Source organism: Alistipes sp. An116 (assembly GCF_002161005.1).
GTDB classification, from domain to species: Bacteria; Bacteroidota; Bacteroidia; order Bacteroidales; family Rikenellaceae; genus Alistipes; species Alistipes megaguti.
The window spans coordinates 24,658-43,873 of sequence record NZ_NFLR01000007.1; the positions used below are offsets into that span (position 1 = coordinate 24,658).

Genomic DNA, 19,216 nt, shown 5'->3' on the forward strand with positions numbered 1-19,216 from the left:
GAGATTGGCCATGAACTGCAAACAGGCTGGGCTGTTCCTGTCGGGAGCGACACTGCTGCTGTCGCTCCCGGCCTGCAACGGCATCTTCGAGGGTATTTATGATATGCCCACATCCGAGACCGGGAACGAATATGGGTTTATCCTCATCGATGAAGAGGCCCGTACGGGACGGATCCATATCAACGCCACGGATTACACCGAATGGCATTATGTCGATCTGCACGACAAACAGCTGACAACGACACAGGTGGGTGACGCGGCTCCCGAAACGTGGGATTTTGCCGTACACCGATATGACACGAAGACCAACGGCGGCACCGTTTTGGAAAGCCAGGCGGGGTCTTTCGATGCGCTTACCGTTCCGGAATCGGTTTCCGGGGAGCAGTGGACGGCCGATGAATGGACCACCGACCGCATTACGGTCGACATGTCGCAGATGATGGACGGCACCATTCTCTACGCCGAGGACTACTGGAACCCGTGCCTTTCGCGCTGGCTCGATGTCGATACCTCGACCATGCCGCCGATCTACACCCTCTCGGGGAAGATCTATCTGCTTCGTCTGAAGGACGGTACCTTTGCGGCCCTGCGCCTCGCAAACTTCATGAACGATGCAGCCGTAAAGGGTTACATGACCATTGACTACCTCTATCCCGTTGAATAATGATGAAACTGCTGGTACTGTCTCTTTTGGGGTTGCTGTTTGCGCTGCACGCGCAGGCGCAATACAAGATATCCGGCACCGTTTCGGACATGGCAGGCAGACCGCTCACCGGGGCGGCCGTTACCGTAAAGGAATTGCCGTCACTCGGTGCCGTGACCGACACGGAGGGTCGTTATAAAATTGCACTTCCGGACAAAGAGACGTATACGCTTTGCGCCTCGTTTATCGGGTACGAACCGGCCGGCGAAAAGATCGCTGCCGGCCAGACCGGGCCCTTGAATTTCCGGCTTGCGGAGCGCTCCACGATGATGGATCAGGTGGTGGTGACGGCCACCCGTACCCCGAAACTGTTGAAGGATGTGCCGATTGTCACCCGAGTCATCTCCGAGGCCGATATCAAGCAGGTCGATGCGACGCATGTCGGCGATCTGCTGCAAAGCGAACTGCCGGGCATCGAGTTCTCCTATTCGATGAACCAGCAGGTTGCGCTCAACATGTCGGGATTCGGCGGCAATTCGGTGCTCTTCCTCGTCGACGGTGAGCGCCTGGCGGGCGAAACGCTCGACAACGTCGATTACAGCCGTCTGAACATGGACAACGTCGGGCGCATCGAGATCGTCAAGGGGGCCGTTTCGTCGCTCTACGGGTCGAATGCCATCGGCGGCGTGGTGAACATCATCAGCCGCGAATCGCGGGAGCCGTGGTCGGTCAACCTGAACGGCCGTTACGGGGCCCACAACGAGCAGCGTTACGGCGGATCAATCGGGCTCAATCAGGGCCGGTTCAACTCGACGACCAACGTGCAGTACACTTCGATCGACGCCATCGACCTCTCGAAGGGGACTGACAACGCAGAGGTCGGCGATTACAGCACCATATTCGGCAATTCGTCGCTCAACATCAAGGAGCGGCTCGTATTCACGGCGGCCGAAGGTTTGAAATTCACGGCCCGGGCAGGTTACTTTTACCGCGAGCGCGACGCTTCGGAGAGCATCAAGGACCGTTACCGCAGCTTCTCGGGCGGACTGAAGGGCAACTGGGCGATTTCGCAGTCCGATGATCTGGAACTCTCCTATGCCTTCGACCAGTACGACAAGAGCGACTATCTGGTCCCCACGTCGCGTGACGTGCGCGACTACAGCAACGTGCAGCACACCCTGCGTACGCTCTACAACCATACGTTCTCCGGAAAGCACATCCTTACCGTCGGCGGCGACTACATGCGAGACTACCTGATGTCCTACCAGTTTACGGACAACGGCAGCCATACGCAGCATACGGCCGATGCCTTCGCACAGTTCGACTGGAACCCGCACCGGAGATTCAACCTCATTGCGGGCCTGCGTTTCGACCATTTCTCGGCGGCAAACCTCTCGCACCTTTCTCCGAAACTCAGCGTGATGTATAAGGTTGCAAACTGCTCGCTTCGGGCATCATACGCAGGCGGATTCCGCGCCCCGACCCTCAAGGAGATGTACATGGACTTTTACATGGGCAACATCTTCATGATCTACGGAAATCCGGAACTGAAAGCCGAGACAAGCCACAACTTCTCGCTCTCGGCCGAATACATGGCCGGGCAGCACAATTTCACCGTCACGGGATTCTACAACCTGGTGGACAACCGCATCACCACGGTCTGGAACCAGGAACTTGACGGACAGGTCTACACGAACATGTCGCCTCTGCAGGTGGCCGGGGCCGAGGCCAATGCGTCGGGACGATATGCGTGCGGCATCTCGTGGCGCGTGTCGTATGCCTACACGCACGAGATGATCGAGCGGGGACAGCCCCTCCTCTCCTCGACCCGACCCCATGCGGCCACGGCGCGCCTGGCGTATGACAGGCAGTGGAAGAACTACGGTCTGAACGTGTCGCTGTCGGGACGCTGGCTGTCTGCCGTCACATGCGACGTCTATACCAAACTGACCTCCTACGAGGAGACCGTGCGGCAGACCTATCCGGGCTATACGATCTGGAAACTGAGCCTTACGCAACGTCTGTGGCGTGGGATGGACCTCACGCTGGCCGTCGACAACCTCTTCAACTACCGGCCCGACTACTATTACAGCAATTCGCCCACGACCATCGGTACGACCTGTTCGGTGGGTCTTTCGCTGAATCTCGAACAATTTTTCAAGAGCAAATAAAAAATGAAACAGAAGATACCAATGATCTGGGCAGGCGTGCTCCTGCTTGCCGTCGTAACGGGCATTATGGTCTGGAATCGCTGGTTCTCGGCCACACGCATCGCTTTTGTAAATTACCAGGCTACGACGCTCGGCCAGATCGCCCGGGCCAATGGCCATGCGCGGATCCGTCTTGCCTCGGTCGAACCGTCGGAGTTCGGCCGATTGGGGCGTTATGACGTGGTACTGATGAACGGCATGGGCCTCCGCATCACGGCCGAAGAGCGGGCCGCGCTACAGCATGCCGCCGACCGGGGGCTTACCGTTATCACGACCATGGCGACCAATCCTGCCAACGAGATTGTCTCGGCGGACTCCGCGACGCTGGCGGCCGTCAAGGGCTACCTCAACGGCGGCGGCCGGAAGAATTACCGCAACCTGCTCGTCACCCTTCGCCGTACGGTCGACGGCAAGCGGTTTGATACGGATGAGCCCGAACCGCCCATGGTGCGCGACCTGAAACAGTTCTACCATGCCGACCCTTCGGATCCCGAGGCGGAGGAGCTGGATTTTGACAGCGTGGAGACTTACGAAACCTTCCTGTCGCGGCACGGTCTGCTGAAACCGGATGCCCCGCGGGTGATTGTGACGGGACAGATGGGCGAGCCGACCGAACTGATTGCCCGGCTGGAGGAGACCGGCAACACGGTCTATCCTCTTCGTAACCTGCCGGCGGCGATCCGGAACGGGCAGGCCGACTCGATCCGTCCGTCGGCCGTCATCAACATGGCCCACGGACGCCTGGGCGATGCTGTCGTGGAGTACCTGACGCGCCAGAACATTCCGCTCTTCTCACCGCTCAACGTCAACCGGATGGTCGACGAATGGGAGGCCGACAAGATGGGCATGAACGGCGGTTTCCTGTCGCAGAGTGTCGTGATGCCCGAGATCGACGGAGCGATCCGCTCCCAGGTGTTGTTCGGACACCGCCTCGACGGCGAGGGAATCCAGCAGGTTCATGCCATCCCCGAGCGGCTGGAACGCTTCGTCGAGACGGTGAACCGCCATATTGTCCTGCAACGCATACCCAACAGTGAGAAGCGCATAGCGATCTACTACTACAAGGGTCCGGGGCAGAATACCCTGACGGCCTCGGGTATGGAGGTCATTCCGTCGCTCTACAACCTGCTCGTACGGCTCCGCGGCGAGGGTTACCGCGTGGAGCATCTCCCCGCGACGCCGGAAGGGCTGGCGGCTCTCATCCAGCAGCAGGGAGCCGTCTTCAACGACTATGCCCACGGTGCCAAGGCCGAATTTCTGAAAAACGGCAAACCGGCGCTCATCACCTCCGAGGAGTATGCCGCGTGGACCTCCGATGCCGTGCCGGCGGAACAGATGGAGGAGGTCCGGGCTCTCGACGGCGAATTCCCGGGCGGCTATCTGTCCGATGACGCCGGACGGCTGGCGCTGCCGCGCATCGAGCTGGGCAATATCGTGCTGCTGCCGCAGCTGGCGGCCGGGGCGGGCGACGACGACTTCGCCATCGTCCACGGCACCGACGCCGCGCCGCCCCACGCCTACATTGCCTCGTACCTTTGGGCCCGCTACGCTTTCCGCGCTGATGCCATCATCCACTTCGGTACGCACGGCAGTCTGGAGTTCACGCCCCGCAAACAGGTGGCCCTGAGCGGCAGCGACTGGCCCGACGCGCTGGTTGGAGCCACACCGCACCTCTACATCTACTCGATCGGCAACGTCGGCGAGGGCATCATTGCCAAACGCCGCGCCTATGCCACCCTGCAATCGTATCTGACTCCTCCCTTCATGGAGAGCGGCGTGCGTGGCATCTACCGCGACCTGAACACGGCGATCCAAACATACAACGACCTGCTCTACGCCGACGGACAGCCCGACACACGGGTTGCGGCGCTGCGCGTCAAGCGGCTGACCGTCGAACTGGGCATCCACCGCGAGCTGCGGCTCGACTCGCTGCTGACTGAACCCTATACCGAGGCGGAGATCGCCCGCATCGAGTCCTTTGCCGAGGAGTTGGCCGCGGAGAAGATCACCGGGGAACTCTATACGATGGGCCGACCCTATTCGCCGGAACGCATCCGCAGCAGCCTCTTCGCCATGTCCACCGAGCCGATCGCCTATTCGCTGCTGGCGCTGGACAAGTTCCGGGGCCGGGCCTCTGCCGATCTCGAAAAACACCGCACGCTCTTCACGCGCCGCTATCTTGAACCGGCCCGCGATCTGGTCGGGCGTCTTTTGAGCGGAGCGCAGCAGCCGACCGATGCCTTTATCTGTGCGACGGGCGGCATCTCGGCCGCGGAGTTGGAGAAGGCCCGCGAAATCCGGCAGTTGCTCTCCGCCCCGCAGGAGATGATGGCTCGGATGATGGTGATGGCCTCTTCGGGAGCACAGATGCAGCATCCGGCCGGCATTCCCAAGTCGGGCAAGGGAGCATCGAAACACCCCTCGTGGATTCCGAAGACCGGCAAACGACCGGCAAACACCGGACAGGCAGAGGAGAAGCCCGCAGCCATGCCGACCGAAGCGACAGCCGCCATGACGGGTCTTGGAAAAGAGTATTCGAAAGAGGATCGCGAATTTGCCCGGGTGGTGACCGAGCTCGAACGCACGATCCGCAACGTCGACAACTACCGCCGTGCGCTTGAAGAGAGCCCCGAGGTGGAGCTTTCATCACTCACCAACGCCCTGAACGGCGGTTATACGGCCCCCTCGCCGGGTGGCGATCCGATTGCCAACCCCAACACGCTGCCCACAGGCCGTAACCTCTACGCCGTGAACGCCGAGGCAACGCCGAGCGAACAGGCATGGGAGCGTGGCCGCGAGCTGGCCGACGAGACGATCCGCATGTACCGTGAACGTCACCACGATTCGCTGCCCCGCAAGGTGAGCTACACGCTCTGGAGCGGTGAGTTCATTGAGACCGAGGGGGCAACGCTCGCGCAGGTGCTCTACATGTTGGGCGTCGAGCCCGTCCGTGATGTTTTCGGCCGGGTGAGCGACCTGCGGCTCATCCCCTCCGAGGAGCTGGGGCGTCCGCGTATCGACGTCGTGGTGCAAACCAGTGGACAGCTGCGCGATCTGGCGGCATCGCGACTGTTCCTCATCTCGCGGGCCGTCGAGATGGCTGCCGCAGCGAAGGACGACAGCTATGAGAATTTCGTGGCCCGGGGCGTCGTCGATGCCGAGCAGACGCTTATCAACAAGGGGCTTTCGCCGCGGGAGGCGCGCGAAATCTCGACCCATCGGGTCTTCGGCGGCGTCAACGGCAACTACGGCACGGGCATTACCGGCATGGTGCAGAGCGGCGATCGTTGGGAAAACTCTTCGGAGATCGCAGCGGTTTACCTGCAGAACATGGGCGCCTATTACGGCAGCGAGCAGGCTTGGGAGCAGGTGCAGCAATATGCCCTCGAAGCGGCGCTGACCAACACGGATGCTGTCGTGCAACCCCGCCAGAGCAATACGTGGGGAGCGCTGAGCCTCGACCACGTCTACGAATTCATGGGCGGCATGAACCTCGCCGTGCGCAACGTCACGGGTCGGGAACCCGATGCCTACCTGAGCGACTACCGCAACCGGAACCGCGTGCGGATGCAGGAGCTCAAGGAGGCGATTGGCGTGGAGAGCCGCACGACGATCTTCAACCCGAACTACATCCGCGAGAAGATACAGGGCGGGGCGAGTGCCGCCGCAGGCTTTGCCGCGGTGGTGCAGAACACCTACGGCTGGAACGTCATGAAGCCCGACGTGGTGGACAACGAGCTCTGGGACGAGATCTACCGGGTCTACGTGCAGGACAAGTTCGGCATGGGACTCCGCGGCTATTTCGAGCGACAGAACCCCGCGGCACTGGAGGAGATCTCGGCCGTGATGCTCGAAACGGCCCGCAAGGGGATGTGGCAGGCCTCGGACGAGCAGCTCGCGTCACTTGCCGCCCTCCACACCGAGCTGGTCGGCACACACGGCCCCTCTTGCTCGGAATTCGTCTGCGACAACGCCAAACTGCGCGGCTTCATCGCCTCGAAGAGTACGCCCGAAGCTGCCCGCAACTACCAGCGGCAGATCCGCGAGGTGCACGAGGCTTCGCTCGACACAAAGGGCGGTACGGTGCTCAAACGCGAGGAGCTTGCTACCTCCTCTGACCGCACGACTACGCTGGTCAGCAACACGGTTGTCGCCGTGCTGGTAATCGGCATTATTGCGGTGCTGGTCCTTGTCGTTCGCCGCCGGCGCAAAAAGATGGAGGCCTGATGGAAACCGTCGTACTGGTCATGATGATCGTGGTCTGCTTCAACTACCTCGTGAAGCAGACCTGGCGCAAGCCCTTCTTTGTGGCTCTTTCGACCGTAGTCTGTGCCCTGTTCGTCGGGCTGGCGTGGCCATGGGCCATCGAGCAGTCGAAAAACCAGATCGCGGACTGGCTCGCCGACTCCGCGCTGATGCTCGACATGGCGGTCCTCCTTACACTGGAAGTCGCCTTGCAGATGACCTTCTGCGTCGTTGCGGCACACATCCACACGGCAGGACGCGTAAAACCCTCCGTCGTTTGGATCTACCGCCTGCTGCGCTGGTTTCCGGGACTGCTCGTCTTCCCGGTGCTGTTCAGCCTGCTGGTCGCCGCCATCTTTGCCCTGCCCGGCACCTCTTTCCCGCTGACGGCCTGGTCGCTGGCCGCAATTGTGGCAGCAGCGATTCCTCTGGGGCGTTGGGCGTTGAAGCACCTTCTGCCCGAAAAGGAGATCCGCCTCGAACTGCTTTTCCTCACCAATGCACTGATTGCCATTCTGGGAATTATCGCCACGGTCAACGGCCGCACGGCCGTTGCCGGTATCACCTCTGTCGACTGGCCGTCTCTGGGTGGAGTGATGGCCTTTGTCGCTGCCGGCTTGCTGCTTGGCGTGGCGGTTTTCCGCATCAAACAGAAACGTATGAATAAAAAACAGAAATAAAACCATGAATTACATTTCCGACATTCTCTATTGGATCTCGACCGGTCTGCTCGTTCCGGACATCGTTCTGCTGATCTTTTTCTTCGGGCGCTCGCTGCTGCTGATCGGCAGTTTCTTCGGACAGTATCTTGCCATCCGCCGTACGGCCTCACTCATCGGACGCGAACTGGATGGGCTCACTCCGCAGACGGTCGCCACGCTTGCCGAGCGTCTTCCCCAAAAGAATCCGTCGCTGCTCGTGGTCTACCTGAACCGCCTGCTTGAGGCCCGCGACAATGCCCCTCTTCGCCAACGGCTGCTTGCCGATTTCGAGATCGAAGCCGACCGCGACCTCGCCACCTCAAAGACGCTCTCGAAGATGGGCCCCATGCTCGGGCTGATGGGAACGCTCATCCCGATGGGCCCGGCGTTGGTGGGGCTCTCGACGGGTGACATCGCCTCGATGGCCTACAACATGCAGGTGGCCTTTGCCACGACCGTCGTGGGGTTGTTCGCCGCGGCCATCGGCTTCATCACCCAGCAGGTCAAGCAGCGCTGGTACCTGAAGGATCTGTCCAACCTGGAGTTCGTAGCGGAGTTGTTGAATGCCCAAACCGGGAAGCGATGAGACGCAATTTACTGAAGCACGACGAGGAGAGCGACCCGATGAGCGTCGTGAGTAACCTGTTCGACGTGGCGATGGTCTTCGCCGTGGCGCTGATGGTGGCTTTGGTGAGCCGTTACAACATGACCGAGGTGTTCAGCCGGGAGGATTTCACGGTGGTGAAGAACCCGGGCAAGGAGAACATGGAGATCATCACCAAGGAGGGCGAGCGGATCAACCGCTACACCCCTTCGGAGGATCAGGAGTCGCAGAGCGGCAAGCGCGGCCGCAAGGTCGGCGTGGCCTACGAGCTGGAAAACGGCGAGATCATCTACGTCCCCGAGTGACTGTCCCCTGTTCTGATTGCCAAACGCCTTCGAAACCAAGTTTTGAGGGCGTTTTTGTCATCCACCCATCTCACTCTACCAATAGCTACCAACTGGTCTGGAGTACTCTTCGATCAGAAAACAAGGATTTAAATCGGAAACATTACCTCTGTTTAGGAAAAAACGTCCGCCCCTGAAATATAGACGGTCGTATTTCTTGTCCATGAATCCTGCTCGACCGGCTTTTTATTCTTCCGATCTATTGGCAAAGATAAAATCATGCTAAAACTTGGACAATATGTTCTTTAACAAATATTTACAGTTCGGCCTATGTATATGAGATTTTGAAAACAGAATTAAGATTTGGGAAAATCATGCTGGAATAAACATATTCGTAAGTCACAAATTAAATTGCACATTTAAGAAAAATACTATAATTTTACATCGAGTCTAATGCAGACAAACCCCTGTCAAATAACAGCAGTGATTTGTGACTGATTTGTGACCGGACAAGAAAACCGTACATCAAGTCCCTGTAAATTAGTGAATTATACTATAATATTCTGAACCCACCAAATCTCTTCAACATGCATTCACGAATCTTTCGTATCACACTGCTGATGCTGCTGTGCGTCCTGGCCGTCTCCGGAGCACACGCTGCCTCGACCGTTCAGGGGCGCATCTATCTCAAGAACGGGCGTATAATCGAATGCGGCGAAAAAGACCGCATCGAACTCCCCAAACACGCGCAGGACGTCAAACTGCTGCGACGTGCTTTCTACAAGGACAAGAGCAAGGAGGTCTATCGCTACGAGGAGATCGACTCGATCGTCTGCTGGCACGCCACGGCACCTGAACATCCACAGAAGTTTATCCCCGCAGGAAAAGTCGGCTGGCTATGGGTCTATTTCGAGACGCCGCATATCTGCGTCGGCATCTTCGCACAGAAGGGATACGGCGTCGATTCGAACGGCGGCATCGAGGTGCTGATCAAGTATCGCTATCTGAGCCGTTCGCGCACGGCCTACTACCTGCGCAAGACGGGCGAAGAGGAGTTCTATGACGCCGGATCGGCCAGCCGCCGGGGCAAGGACCGCTTCCGCGAATCGGTAGCCGCCTATGTGGCCGATGATCCCGAACTGGCCACGGAGATTCTCCAGTCCAATACCTCTGACCGCAGCAAGATCATTCTGACGCTTGAGGCGTATCAACCTGCAACTCATTGAAAATTCAGTCACTAACCTAAGATAGTCATGAAACACTTTTTCCTCTGTGCACTTGCTGCATTAACCACCATCGGTATGATCTCCCCAGCCGAAGCCAAGGCCCCCGAAGATGCCGAGTCGAGCCACGTGATCGTCACCCTCAAGTCGGGCGAAAAGGTCGACTGCTATGTCCATCGCGGCTGGTACGCCGAGAATTCACGTTTCAAGAAGGAGAACTACTCGTTCAAAGTTACAAAAACGCCCGATAGCAAGGAGCCGATCAAATATACGGCCGACGATGTCGTAAGCATCGACTACGTGGAGACCACGACGAGCCATCCCGACGGCGTGCGCTGGGAGTCGCACCCGCTTGCCAGCCCCAACTTAACCAACCGCTACCACACCATGCAGATGCTCTTCTGCGTCAACAAAGTGGGCAAAAACGCCACGACCTACTGGTGGAAAATCTGGGTCGCATCGGGACGGAACAACATGGGCCGCTCGCTCCAGACCAACTACGGCATCCGCTTCCACAACGACCCTGAGGGGATTGTCTATCCCTACATGCTGGTCAACTCGGTGCTGATGAAGGATCGCTATCCGGGTCTGCAGGATTTCTGCAAGAAGTGGTTCAAGGGCCCCGAGGGCAAGGTTCACAAGAAGGAGGCCGGGGAGAACGATGCGTGGATCCTCGACATGTATGACGCCTATCTGGAGCAGATGGGCGACCAGGCGGCCAATCTGCCCTATCCGATTCCCGACAAGAAGGGCTCCAACGAAAAGTAGCCATCCGTTCAACAGGAACCATACAAATCGGGGAAGGGCCGGCTGGAACCTTGAAAAACGACAGGCCCGGAATGACATCCACGGGGGCCGGAATGATATCCACGGGGGGCTGGAATGATATCCACGGGGTCGGAATGACATCAACGGGGTCGGAATGACATCAACGGGGACCGGGATAACATCAACGGCATCGCCTCTAACCAAGCTGAAATCATACCAATCTCACAATACTTCGGTATTGTGAGATTTTTCATAAAACAGGCCTCGCAACTCCGAACGCCACCTACTCCGAAGCATCTGCCACGGATTATTCAACGGCAAACCGCGGATCATCTCCCCCAAGGCATCCAACCCTCCGACAAAACGAAGAGATTGTCCGTAAGGCGGCTCACACCCCGATATTCACGCCTCAAGGTTCTGCTCGCCGCCGACAAGCTCTTCCATCTCCAGGGAGAGCTGGACTATGCACAAAAGGCCACGCTGCTCTTCGGCAAGCAGGGCTCCGATTACAAGGAGCGCCGGACGAAGGAGATCTTCCTCGACGGAACGCCCGTCACACTGACGGTCAAACAGGAGGAGGAGGGCAACCCCTTCAACCCCTCGGGTATCGACGTAACGGTCAAGGGCAGTCCCGAACAGCGCCTCATCGACCTGCAGTTCTCGATCGAACTGATGAACATGTTCGTCGAACTGGGTGAAGGAACCGCCAAGGATGAGGAGGCAAAGGCCAGCTCCAAGAGAGCGCGTGACGACTTCAACAAGACGCTCTTCGCTTTGATCGACTCGGCCCGCAACTGCCGGATGATCACCTACATGATCAGTGACTTCATGGTGCCCCGCTACCCGATCAAGACGATCGACAGTCTGTTCAACACGCTGACCGACAGCGTCAAGCAGAGCCATCTGGGCCGCAATCTGGCCGACAAGATCGCCCGTCTGAAGGCGGTCAACATCGGCGCCAAGGCCCCGGATTTCACGCTCCCGACGGTCGACGGCGGTGAACTCCGCCTTTCGGACCTGCGCGGCAAGGTCGTGCTGCTTGACTTCTGGGCTTCGTGGTGCGCACCCTGCCGCGGCGAGCTGCCCAACGTGAAGAAGATCTATGAAAAGCACCACGCCGACGGACTGGAGGTTGTGGGCATCTCGCTCGACAACAAACGCGAAAACTGGCTCAAGGCGATCGAGGAGGAGCAGCTGCCCTGGATTCAGGTCTCCTCGCTGAAGGCCTTCGACTGCGACGTGGCGAAGACATACAGCGTACAGGCCATTCCGCGCATGTTCATCATCGACCGTGATGGCACGATCATCGGCCTCGACCTGCGCGGCGAGGAACTCGCTCAACGCATGGATGAGATCTTTGCCAAATAGGATCTGAAAAACCGGAATGGCAAGAGCCGCTCTCTTTTTACGGGGGCGGCTCTTTGCTTGAACGGCCCGGAAGGTTTCGCGGATGAAGACTCCGGCTGCGGCGGTCCCGGCAGTGAGGCCGTTCGAAAAAAAATCGCACTGCCCGAAACTCCCTGACAGCAAGTGCGACGCGCGCCAAAGACAAGAGCCGGACAAGGAGATGGGGATAGTCAAAATTTTGACTGTCGCACAAAATGAACTATCTTTGCGGCCGGAATCAAGGATCATGACCAACGGAGGCAACGATTTTCGGGAGTTTCAACTACAGATCGTGCGGATGCGGATCGCCTTCCGCCAGTGCCTTCAACGCACGCTGAAACGCCACGGCATCAGCGTAACGTTCGAGATGCTGCAGGTGATGAGCTGCCTGTGGCGCGAGGAGGGCTCGACGCAGCAGATTCTGGCCGAACGCACGGCCCGGAGCAAGGCCAGTCTGAGCAGCCTGATGACCACCCTCGAGAAACGCGGCTATATCGAACGCCGGGCGGAGCCCTCCGACCGACGCAACAAACGCGTCTACCTCTCGCCCGAAGGCGAACGCTTCTGGCTCGGCATCCTGCCGATCCTGAACGACCTCTACGCCCGCTTCGAACAGAGCATCGGGCCGGAATGTCTCCGTGTCATGACGTCGGATCTAACCCGCATACAGCATGAACTGGAAAGCATATAGGAACCTTCTTCTCCTTGCACTGGGAGCGACCGCCGGGCTGCAACCGGCCGCCGCGCAGAGCGACACGCTCTTTCTGCCGGTGGCCCGGCTCTTCGAACTGGGCGTTCAGCAGAGCCTCACCCTGCAGGCCGACGCACTGGAGGAGGATGCCGCACGGATCCGCGAAGAGGAGGCCCGGGCCAACCGGTTGCCCGACCTTTCGGTCGGGTTGCGCGGCGGCTTTGCCGGACAGCCGGTGATCTTCCGCCAGGGGCTGCGGGAGCCCTACCGCCCCGATTCGCCCGACTGGTCGCAGAACTACGCCGTCGACTTTTCGCAACCGCTCTACCGGGGCGGCAAACTGCGCCACTCGATCCGCCGTGCCGGCATGGAGCGCACGCTGGCCGCCCTGAAGAGCCAAACCGACGCCGCCGACCTGAAGCTGAATCTGCTCGGCCAGTACATGCAGCTCTTCAGCCTCTACCGCGAGCAGGAGGTGCTGTCGCGCAACATCGAGGAGTCGGAACGACGCCTGCACGACATCCGCCGCATGAAGGAGGAGGGGCTCATCACGAACAACGACGTGCTGCGCAGCGAGATGCAGCTGACCAACGACCGCCTGTCACTGCAGCAGACCGACAACGACATCGCCCTCGTGTCGCAGCAGCTGGACATCCTGCTGGGGATCGACGAGAGCCGGCTGATCGTTCCCGACACGACGCTGCTCTACCGCGCCATCACGATGGACGACTACGACCACTACGTCGAGGAGGCCTGCGCCGAGGATCCGACGATGAAGCAGCTGCGCATGCAGACCGAGATGGCCCGTACGGATGTCGATCTGGCCCGCTCGGCGCTGCGTCCCGACCTCTCGCTCTACGCCTCGAACACGCTGGCACGGCCCATTGCCCGCACGATGGAGGATCTCTACAACAACACGTGGAACGTCGGTCTGTCGGTTTCCGTACCGCTCTCGGCACTCTACAAGGGCCGCCACAAGGTGCGCGAGAGCCGCGTGGCGGTCGATGTACGCCGCAACGCCGAGGAGCAGCAGATGCAGCGCATCCGCGTGAAGGTCCGCACGGCCTTCCTGCGTCACCGCGAGGCCGTGCAGCAGGTCGAGGCGCTGCAGCTCTCGGCGCGTCAGGCCCAGGAGAACTACCGCATCATGCAGAACCGCTACATGAACCAGCTGGCCATTCTGACGGACCTGCTCGATGCGAACAGCGTGCGGCTGGACGTGGAGTTGCAGCTCACGGCGGCCCGCACGCGGGTGATCTACACCTACTACGAACTGCAGCGGGCCATCGGGCGGCTGTAATTGACCGATGGAGGGGCCTTCGCCGGAGGGACGAAGCCCCGAATGCCCGCACACGAATCCCTCCGGGAGGCGGCCGAAGCGGCCCGGAGACACCGACTCCGCAGGCCCGGCCCAAGGGAGGGGGGCCCCGCACGGAACGAGTGCGGCGGACGGATGACGAAACGAAGAACAAACGAAAGGAAAAAAGGTTAGGAAAGCATGGGAGACTGGAGTAAGAAACGCGACGAGCTTCGCAAGCAACGCCACCGCAACATCGTGTTGAACGTCGTCTGCATCCTGCTGGCAGGATCGGGACTGTGGGTAACGGCCGACTATTTCCGGCGCCACAAGAACTACGTGGTGACGAACGACGCCTCGATCGACCAGTACGTGGCGCCGATCAACATCCGCGTGGCGGGCTACATTCGCGAGGTGCGCTTCACCGAGCACCAGTTCGTCCACAAGGGCGACACGCTGCTGGTGCTCGACGACCGCGAATACCGCATCCGGGTCAAGGAGGCCGAGGCGGCGCTGCTCGACGCCCACGGCACGCAGCAGGTGATCCATTCGGGGATCGAGACGTCGCGGACGAACGTCGCGGTGCAGGATGCGAACATCGCCGAGGCGAAGGCCAAACTCTGGCAGACGGAGCAGGACTTCCAGCGTTTCGAACGGCTGATGCGCGATGAATCGGTCCCGGGCCAGCAGTACGAACAGGCCAAGGCGTCGTACGACGCGGCGCAGGCCCGCTACCAGGCGCTCGTGGCGCAGAAGGAGGCGGCCGTCTCGCAGTACTCCGAGGCGAGCAAGCGCACGGTCAGCGCCGAGGCCAACATTCTGCGCTGCGAGGCCGACCTCGACATGGCGCGGCTCAATCTGAGCTACACGGCCCTCACGGCCCCCTACGACGGCTACATCGGACGCCGTACGCTCGAACCGGGCCAGTTCGTGCAGGCCGGGCAGACAATCTCCTACATGGTGCGCAACCAGGACAAGTACATCACGGCCAACTACAAGGAGACGCAGATCGCCCATATCTTCATCGGACAGGAGGTGATCGTCAAGGTCGATGCCTTTCCGGGCCGCACGTTCCGGGGCCGCGTCACGGCGATCTCCGAGGCCACGGGATCGAAATACTCGCTCGTGCCGACCGACAACTCGGCCGGCAACTTCGTCAAGGTGCAGCAGCGCATCCCGGTGCGCATCGACCTGGTTGACATTTCGCAGGAGGAGATGGGCCAGCTGCGTGCCGGCATGATGGTCGAAACCGAAGCCGTGCGCCGATGATGACGACCGCCGAACTCGAACTGCCCGTCCGACGGTGGGTTCCCGACTGGCTGGGGGTGGTCAGCCTCTTCACGGTGCTGCTGCCCGTGACGATGCTCAACGGCTCCTATACGGGCAGCATGCTCGAGGTCTCGAACACGCTGGGGACCAATACCGAGGACATCACGATGGGTTTCTATGCCACGTCGGCCGGCATGTGCATCGCCTATCCGCTGGTTCCGAAGGTTCACGCCGCCTTCTCGTCAAAGGCGCTACTGTTGGTCGACCTGGCGCTGCAGTTCGTGCTGAGCTGGATCTGCGCCCGCTCGCAGAGCGCCGACACGCTGATTGTCTGCAGCTTCTTCATCGGCTTCCTGAAGGGTTTCCTGATGATGTGGTGCATCCGCCGCATCAAGAAGATCTTCAGTCCGAAGGATGTCCGCAGCGAGTTCTACGCCTACTTCTATCCGGTGGTCTTCGGCTTCGGCCAGTTGTCGATGATCATCACGGCCGAACTGGCCTACCGCTACGACTGGAAGTACATGTATTACTTCATGATGCTGTTGCTGCTCGTGGCGCTGCTCATCGTGGCCGTCTGCTACCGCCACGACCGGCCCAACCGTCCGCTGCCGCTGCGCGAACTGCACCTTCGCGAAATGCTGGTCATCTCCGCCGGAATACTGATGTTGATGTACGCCCTCAACTACGGCAAACTGCTCGACTGGCTCTCTTCGCCGCGCATCTGCCTCTACATCGTGGTTGCGCCGATGCTGATCGCCTACTTCCTCTGGACGCAGTGGCACGCCCGCAAGCCCTACGTCAATCTGGCGCCGCTCTACCAGCCCAAGGCCATCGTGGGCTACCTCTACATGATGCTGGTGATGTTCTTCAGCACCTCGACCACGTTGCTGACCAACTACATGACCACCATCCTGCAGGTCGACGCCACTCGCACCTACACGCTCTACATCTACCTGCTGCCGGGCTACATCCTCGGGGCGTTCATCTGTTTCTGGTGGTTCCGCTGGCAGCAGTGGCGCTTCCGCTTCCTCATCGCCGGGGGCATGGCCTGCTTTGCGCTCTTCTTCGGGATGCTTTACTTCGGGATCTCGCCCGACAGCACCTACGAGAGCCTCTTCATCCCGATCTTCATCCGCGGCACGGGCATGCTGGTGCTGATCATCGCCTTTGCGCTGTTTGCCGTCGAGGAGCTGGACGAACGCTACCTGATCCACAACGCCTTCTTCCTGATTGCCAGCCGATCGGTGCTGGCGCCGATCCTGGCCACGTCGTTCTACAGCAACACGCTCTACCGGCTGCAACAGCGTTATTTCAGTTCGCTGGCCGCCGACATCACGATGACCGATCCGCTGGCCGCCGAACGCTACACCTCGTCGCTGAACGCGTCGCTGGCCCAGGGCCACAGCTACAACGAAGCGGTACAGCTGGCCACCGGTTCGTTGCACACGACCCTTCAGCAGCAGAGTCTGCTGCTGGCGCTGAAGGAGATTCTCGGCTGGTTGTTTGTCGTCTCGCTGGTCATCGCGGTCATTTCGCGCTTCATTCCCTTCCACAAGACCATCCGCGTGAAGTTCACCAAGGCGGGCGACGATATGGTCTGATCCTTTCCTACCGGGCGAAGGTCACGCGGGCGCTGCCGCCGCCAACGGCTGCGGCCAGTCCCGAGGGATCGTCCAGACGCCCCAGCCGGGTGTAACTGTACGACGAGGAGAAGGTCTCGTAGAAGAGCACCACCGTCGAACTGCCCCACAGCAGCAGATCGCCCGCACGAATGGTTCCGGGACGAAAGGTCGCCGTCTGCAGGCTCTGCGGCAGATCGGCGTATTTCTCGTTGCCGTTCAGTTCGGTCATGTCCAACTCCAGCGGCAGCAGCCCGAAAAAGGCCCGTGCGGCGGCATTGTCTTCGAGGGTTGCCGTATAGGTGCGGCCGCCCACCGTTACGTTGATTTTCATATTCTGCGGGTTCTGATCGTCATTTTCATTCTCTCCGGGGGTGTCCGAATCATTCGGGTCGTCGGGGTCTGCGGGAGTCTGCGTCTCGTCGTCCGACCCCGAACCGGGCGTCTGGACCGTCCCCTGCCCGCCTGCGGGTGAGACGGTCCCGGCATCCTCCGGGCTGCAGGCCGCAACTCCGGCAAAGATCCAGCCGAAAAGCGCCATCAAAAACATGCGTTTTTTCATTGTGTTCTGCGTATTGTTGCGACCTTCGGCCGGCGGACAGTCTCCAACGCGCTCCGCCCGCAGGTCCGGTTACCGTTTATCGGATTCGACAGCCTCGCCGACCTCGATGCGGCGGATCCGGCGGGCCGGGGCTCCGCCGACGATGGTATTCGGCTCGACGTCCCGCGTCACGACGGCTCCGGCCGCCACGACGGCTCCGTCGCCGATCGTTACCCCCTGGAGGATCGTGGCGTTCGAGCCGATCCAGACGTTGCGTCCCACGATGATCGGTGCCGGGATCATTTCGGCCCGATGCGCCGGATCGAGACGATGGTTCAGCGTCGCGAAGACGACGTTGTGGCCCACCAGCACACCGTCACCCAGCCAGACACCGCCATGGTCCTGAAAGTGGCAGCCGGCATTGATGAAGACGTTGCGGCCCAGGTGGATATTGCGGCCGAAATCGGTGTAGAAGGGAGGGAAGAGGCGGAACGTGGGATCGACCGGCCGACCGAACAGCCGGCCCATCCACTCGCGCAGCTCCTCCTGCGTGTGGTAGGCACCATTGATCGCACAGGTGATGCGGCGCGCACGGTCGTTCATCTCGTTCATCAAGGCCGCGATCTCGGGCGTATCGAGCGACCGGCGTGCGGCCACATGTGCAAGAAAGGCTTCGAGTGTCATTGTTATCGGAGATTATCGCGGAAGAAACGCTCGATGCGGTCAAAGGGGATAATGTCCATCCGGTCGTAGAGATCGACGTGGCTGGCGCCGGGGATGATCACCAACTGCTTGTTGTCGCCCTTGAGGCGTTTGAAGGCATCCTCGCTGAAGTAACGCGAGTGGGCCTTTTCGCCGTGGATCATCAGCACCGCCGAGCGGATCTCGTCGCTGTAGGAGAGCAGCTTCGTATTGAGGAACGAGAGGGCCGACGTACGGGCCCAGCCGCCGTTGGAGTTCAGCGAGCGGGGATGGTATCCGCGCGGCGTCTTGTAGTAGTCGTAGTAGTCCCGGACGAACTGCGGGGCATCGGCAGGCAGCGGATCAACCACCCCGCCGGCCAGGGCATGAGTGCCCGTGCGGGCATCTTCGGTCCGCTGGGCATTGAGCTGACGGCGGAGTTCGTAGCGGCCGTCGGCATCCATTGAATCGAAGTAGCCGTTGGCCGTCACGCGGCTCATGTCGTACATCGTCGAGCTGACCGTGGCCTTGATGCGGGTGTCGATGGCGGCGGCATTGAGGGCCAGACCGCCCCAGCCGCAGATGCCGATGATGCCGATGCGCTCGGGATCGACGTCGTCGCGCAGCACAAGGAAGTCAACGGCCGCCGAGAAATCCTCGGTATTGATATCGGGCGAAGCCATGTAGCGGGGTTCGCCCGTACTTTCACCGGTAAACGAGGGGTCGAAGGCCACGGCTACGAAGCCGCGTTCGGCCATCGTCTGGGCATAGAGCCCCGAGGCCTGCTCCTTGACGGCGCCGAAGGGGCCGCAGACAGCCAGGGCAGGCAGTTTGCCCACGGCATTTTTCGGTTTGTAGAGATCGCCGGCCAAGGTCGTGCCGAAACGGGTCCGAAAATGGACACGCTCGACGGTGACCCGATCGCTCGGCGCAAAGGTCCGGTCATTCTTCCGGGCTTGCACGCTGTTCATGGTTACCAGTATTAAAAATAAGACAAAGACAAATATCCGTTTCATGGTCGCCGTTTTTACGGGTTATCGTTCAGCCGTCGGAC

Annotated in this window: 16 protein-coding genes; 13 read left to right on the forward strand and 3 right to left on the reverse strand. The window is 60.3% G+C overall.

Annotation, left to right across the window (positions count from 1 at the left end; genetic code table 11):
- The first annotated feature begins 10 nt into the window (after positions 1-10).
- The 13 genes from B5E60_RS06310 (at position 11) to B5E60_RS06370 (ending at position 16,922) form a co-directional block, all read left to right on the forward strand.
- Positions 11-664 (forward strand): HmuY family protein, encoded by a 654-nt coding sequence (locus tag B5E60_RS06310; protein ID WP_087310441.1) that lies wholly within the window; start codon positions 11-13, stop codon positions 662-664.
- A complete protein-coding gene (locus B5E60_RS06315) occupies positions 664-2,814 on the forward strand; it encodes a TonB-dependent receptor (RefSeq protein WP_087310443.1) in 2,151 nt (716 codons plus the stop codon). The genes B5E60_RS06310 and B5E60_RS06315 overlap by 1 nt, the downstream gene beginning before the upstream one ends.
- A 3-nt stretch (positions 2,815-2,817) precedes the next feature.
- Positions 2,818-7,080: a cobaltochelatase subunit CobN gene (locus tag B5E60_RS06320; RefSeq protein ID WP_087310445.1), complete on the forward strand. Its 4,263-nt coding sequence runs from the start codon at positions 2,818-2,820 to the stop codon at positions 7,078-7,080.
- The gene (locus B5E60_RS06325) at positions 7,080-7,778 is read left to right on the forward strand and encodes a hypothetical protein (RefSeq protein WP_087310447.1); all 699 of its coding nucleotides are present in this window, start codon (positions 7,080-7,082) and stop codon (positions 7,776-7,778) included. The genes B5E60_RS06320 and B5E60_RS06325 overlap by 1 nt, the downstream gene beginning before the upstream one ends.
- A gap of 4 nt (positions 7,779-7,782) precedes the next feature.
- The gene (locus B5E60_RS06330; protein ID WP_087310449.1) at positions 7,783-8,385 is read left to right on the forward strand and encodes a MotA/TolQ/ExbB proton channel family protein; all 603 of its coding nucleotides are present in this window, start codon (positions 7,783-7,785) and stop codon (positions 8,383-8,385) included.
- Positions 8,382-8,708: a DUF2149 domain-containing protein gene (locus B5E60_RS06335; protein ID WP_087310451.1), complete on the forward strand. Its 327-nt coding sequence runs from the start codon at positions 8,382-8,384 to the stop codon at positions 8,706-8,708. The genes B5E60_RS06330 and B5E60_RS06335 overlap by 4 nt, the downstream gene beginning before the upstream one ends.
- Positions 8,709-9,274: 566 nt before the next feature.
- Positions 9,275-9,913 (forward strand): hypothetical protein, encoded by a 639-nt coding sequence (locus B5E60_RS06340; protein ID WP_239403248.1) that lies wholly within the window; start codon positions 9,275-9,277, stop codon positions 9,911-9,913.
- Positions 9,914-9,940: 27 nt separating this feature from the next.
- Positions 9,941-10,678 carry a hypothetical protein gene (locus B5E60_RS06345; RefSeq protein ID WP_087310454.1) on the forward strand — a complete coding sequence of 246 codons (738 nt, stop codon included), beginning with the start codon at positions 9,941-9,943 and terminating at the stop codon, positions 10,676-10,678.
- Positions 10,679-11,050: 372 nt separating this feature from the next.
- Positions 11,051-12,046 (forward strand): peroxiredoxin family protein, encoded by a 996-nt coding sequence (locus B5E60_RS06350; RefSeq protein WP_087310456.1) that lies wholly within the window; start codon positions 11,051-11,053, stop codon positions 12,044-12,046.
- A gap of 265 nt (positions 12,047-12,311) precedes the next feature.
- Positions 12,312-12,755: a MarR family winged helix-turn-helix transcriptional regulator gene (locus B5E60_RS06355; protein WP_087310458.1), complete on the forward strand. Its 444-nt coding sequence runs from the start codon at positions 12,312-12,314 to the stop codon at positions 12,753-12,755.
- The gene (locus B5E60_RS06360; protein ID WP_087310460.1) at positions 12,736-14,055 is read left to right on the forward strand and encodes a TolC family protein; all 1,320 of its coding nucleotides are present in this window, start codon (positions 12,736-12,738) and stop codon (positions 14,053-14,055) included. Before B5E60_RS06355 ends, B5E60_RS06360 begins: the two co-directional genes overlap by 20 nt.
- 198 nt (positions 14,056-14,253) lie before the next feature.
- The gene (locus B5E60_RS06365) at positions 14,254-15,321 is read left to right on the forward strand and encodes an HlyD family secretion protein (protein ID WP_087310462.1); all 1,068 of its coding nucleotides are present in this window, start codon (positions 14,254-14,256) and stop codon (positions 15,319-15,321) included.
- A complete protein-coding gene (locus tag B5E60_RS06370; protein ID WP_087310464.1) occupies positions 15,318-16,922 on the forward strand; it encodes an MFS transporter in 1,605 nt (534 codons plus the stop codon). Before B5E60_RS06365 ends, B5E60_RS06370 begins: the two co-directional genes overlap by 4 nt.
- A 7-nt stretch (positions 16,923-16,929) precedes the next feature.
- Here B5E60_RS06370 and B5E60_RS06375 read toward each other — a convergent pair whose 3' ends face one another.
- The 3 genes from B5E60_RS06375 to B5E60_RS06385 form a co-directional block, all read right to left on the reverse strand.
- Positions 16,930-17,502 (reverse strand): cyclophilin-like fold protein, encoded by a 573-nt coding sequence (locus tag B5E60_RS06375; RefSeq protein ID WP_143260683.1) that lies wholly within the window; start codon positions 17,500-17,502, stop codon positions 16,930-16,932.
- A gap of 69 nt (positions 17,503-17,571) precedes the next feature.
- The gene (locus B5E60_RS06380) at positions 17,572-18,165 is read right to left on the reverse strand and encodes a DapH/DapD/GlmU-related protein (protein ID WP_087310468.1); all 594 of its coding nucleotides are present in this window, start codon (positions 18,163-18,165) and stop codon (positions 17,572-17,574) included.
- Between the two features lie 2 nt (positions 18,166-18,167).
- Positions 18,168-19,133 carry an alpha/beta hydrolase gene (locus tag B5E60_RS06385; RefSeq protein WP_239403249.1) on the reverse strand — a complete coding sequence of 322 codons (966 nt, stop codon included), beginning with the start codon at positions 19,131-19,133 and terminating at the stop codon, positions 18,168-18,170.
- Between the last annotated feature and the right edge of the window lie 83 nt (positions 19,134-19,216).

What these genes read in the sequence shown, in the direction of transcription:
- B5E60_RS06325 (WP_087310447.1), top strand. Translation starts at nt 7,080, where the DNA reads ATGGAAACCGTCGTACTGGTCATGATGATCGTGGTCTGCTTCAACTAC.
- B5E60_RS06320 (WP_087310445.1), top strand. Translation starts at nt 2,818, where the DNA reads ATGAAACAGAAGATACCAATGATCTGGGCAGGCGTGCTCCTGCTTGCC.
- B5E60_RS06315 (WP_087310443.1), top strand. Translation starts at nt 664, where the DNA reads ATGATGAAACTGCTGGTACTGTCTCTTTTGGGGTTGCTGTTTGCGCTG.
- B5E60_RS06345 (WP_087310454.1), top strand. Translation starts at nt 9,941, where the DNA reads ATGAAACACTTTTTCCTCTGTGCACTTGCTGCATTAACCACCATCGGT.
- B5E60_RS06365 (WP_087310462.1), top strand. Translation starts at nt 14,254, where the DNA reads ATGGGAGACTGGAGTAAGAAACGCGACGAGCTTCGCAAGCAACGCCAC.
- B5E60_RS06340 (WP_239403248.1), top strand. Translation starts at nt 9,275, where the DNA reads ATGCATTCACGAATCTTTCGTATCACACTGCTGATGCTGCTGTGCGTC.
- B5E60_RS06335 (WP_087310451.1), top strand. Translation starts at nt 8,382, where the DNA reads ATGAGACGCAATTTACTGAAGCACGACGAGGAGAGCGACCCGATGAGC.
- B5E60_RS06355 (WP_087310458.1), top strand. Translation starts at nt 12,312, where the DNA reads ATGACCAACGGAGGCAACGATTTTCGGGAGTTTCAACTACAGATCGTG.
- B5E60_RS06385 (WP_239403249.1), bottom strand. Translation starts at nt 19,133, where the DNA reads ATGAACAGCGTGCAAGCCCGGAAGAATGACCGGACCTTTGCGCCGAGC.
- B5E60_RS06375 (WP_143260683.1), bottom strand. Translation starts at nt 17,502, where the DNA reads ATGAAAAAACGCATGTTTTTGATGGCGCTTTTCGGCTGGATCTTTGCC.
- B5E60_RS06380 (WP_087310468.1), bottom strand. Translation starts at nt 18,165, where the DNA reads ATGACACTCGAAGCCTTTCTTGCACATGTGGCCGCACGCCGGTCGCTC.
- B5E60_RS06330 (WP_087310449.1), top strand. Translation starts at nt 7,783, where the DNA reads ATGAATTACATTTCCGACATTCTCTATTGGATCTCGACCGGTCTGCTC.
- B5E60_RS06360 (WP_087310460.1), top strand. Translation starts at nt 12,736, where the DNA reads ATGAACTGGAAAGCATATAGGAACCTTCTTCTCCTTGCACTGGGAGCG.
- B5E60_RS06370 (WP_087310464.1), top strand. Translation starts at nt 15,318, where the DNA reads ATGATGACGACCGCCGAACTCGAACTGCCCGTCCGACGGTGGGTTCCC.
- B5E60_RS06310 (WP_087310441.1), top strand. Translation starts at nt 11, where the DNA reads ATGAACTGCAAACAGGCTGGGCTGTTCCTGTCGGGAGCGACACTGCTG.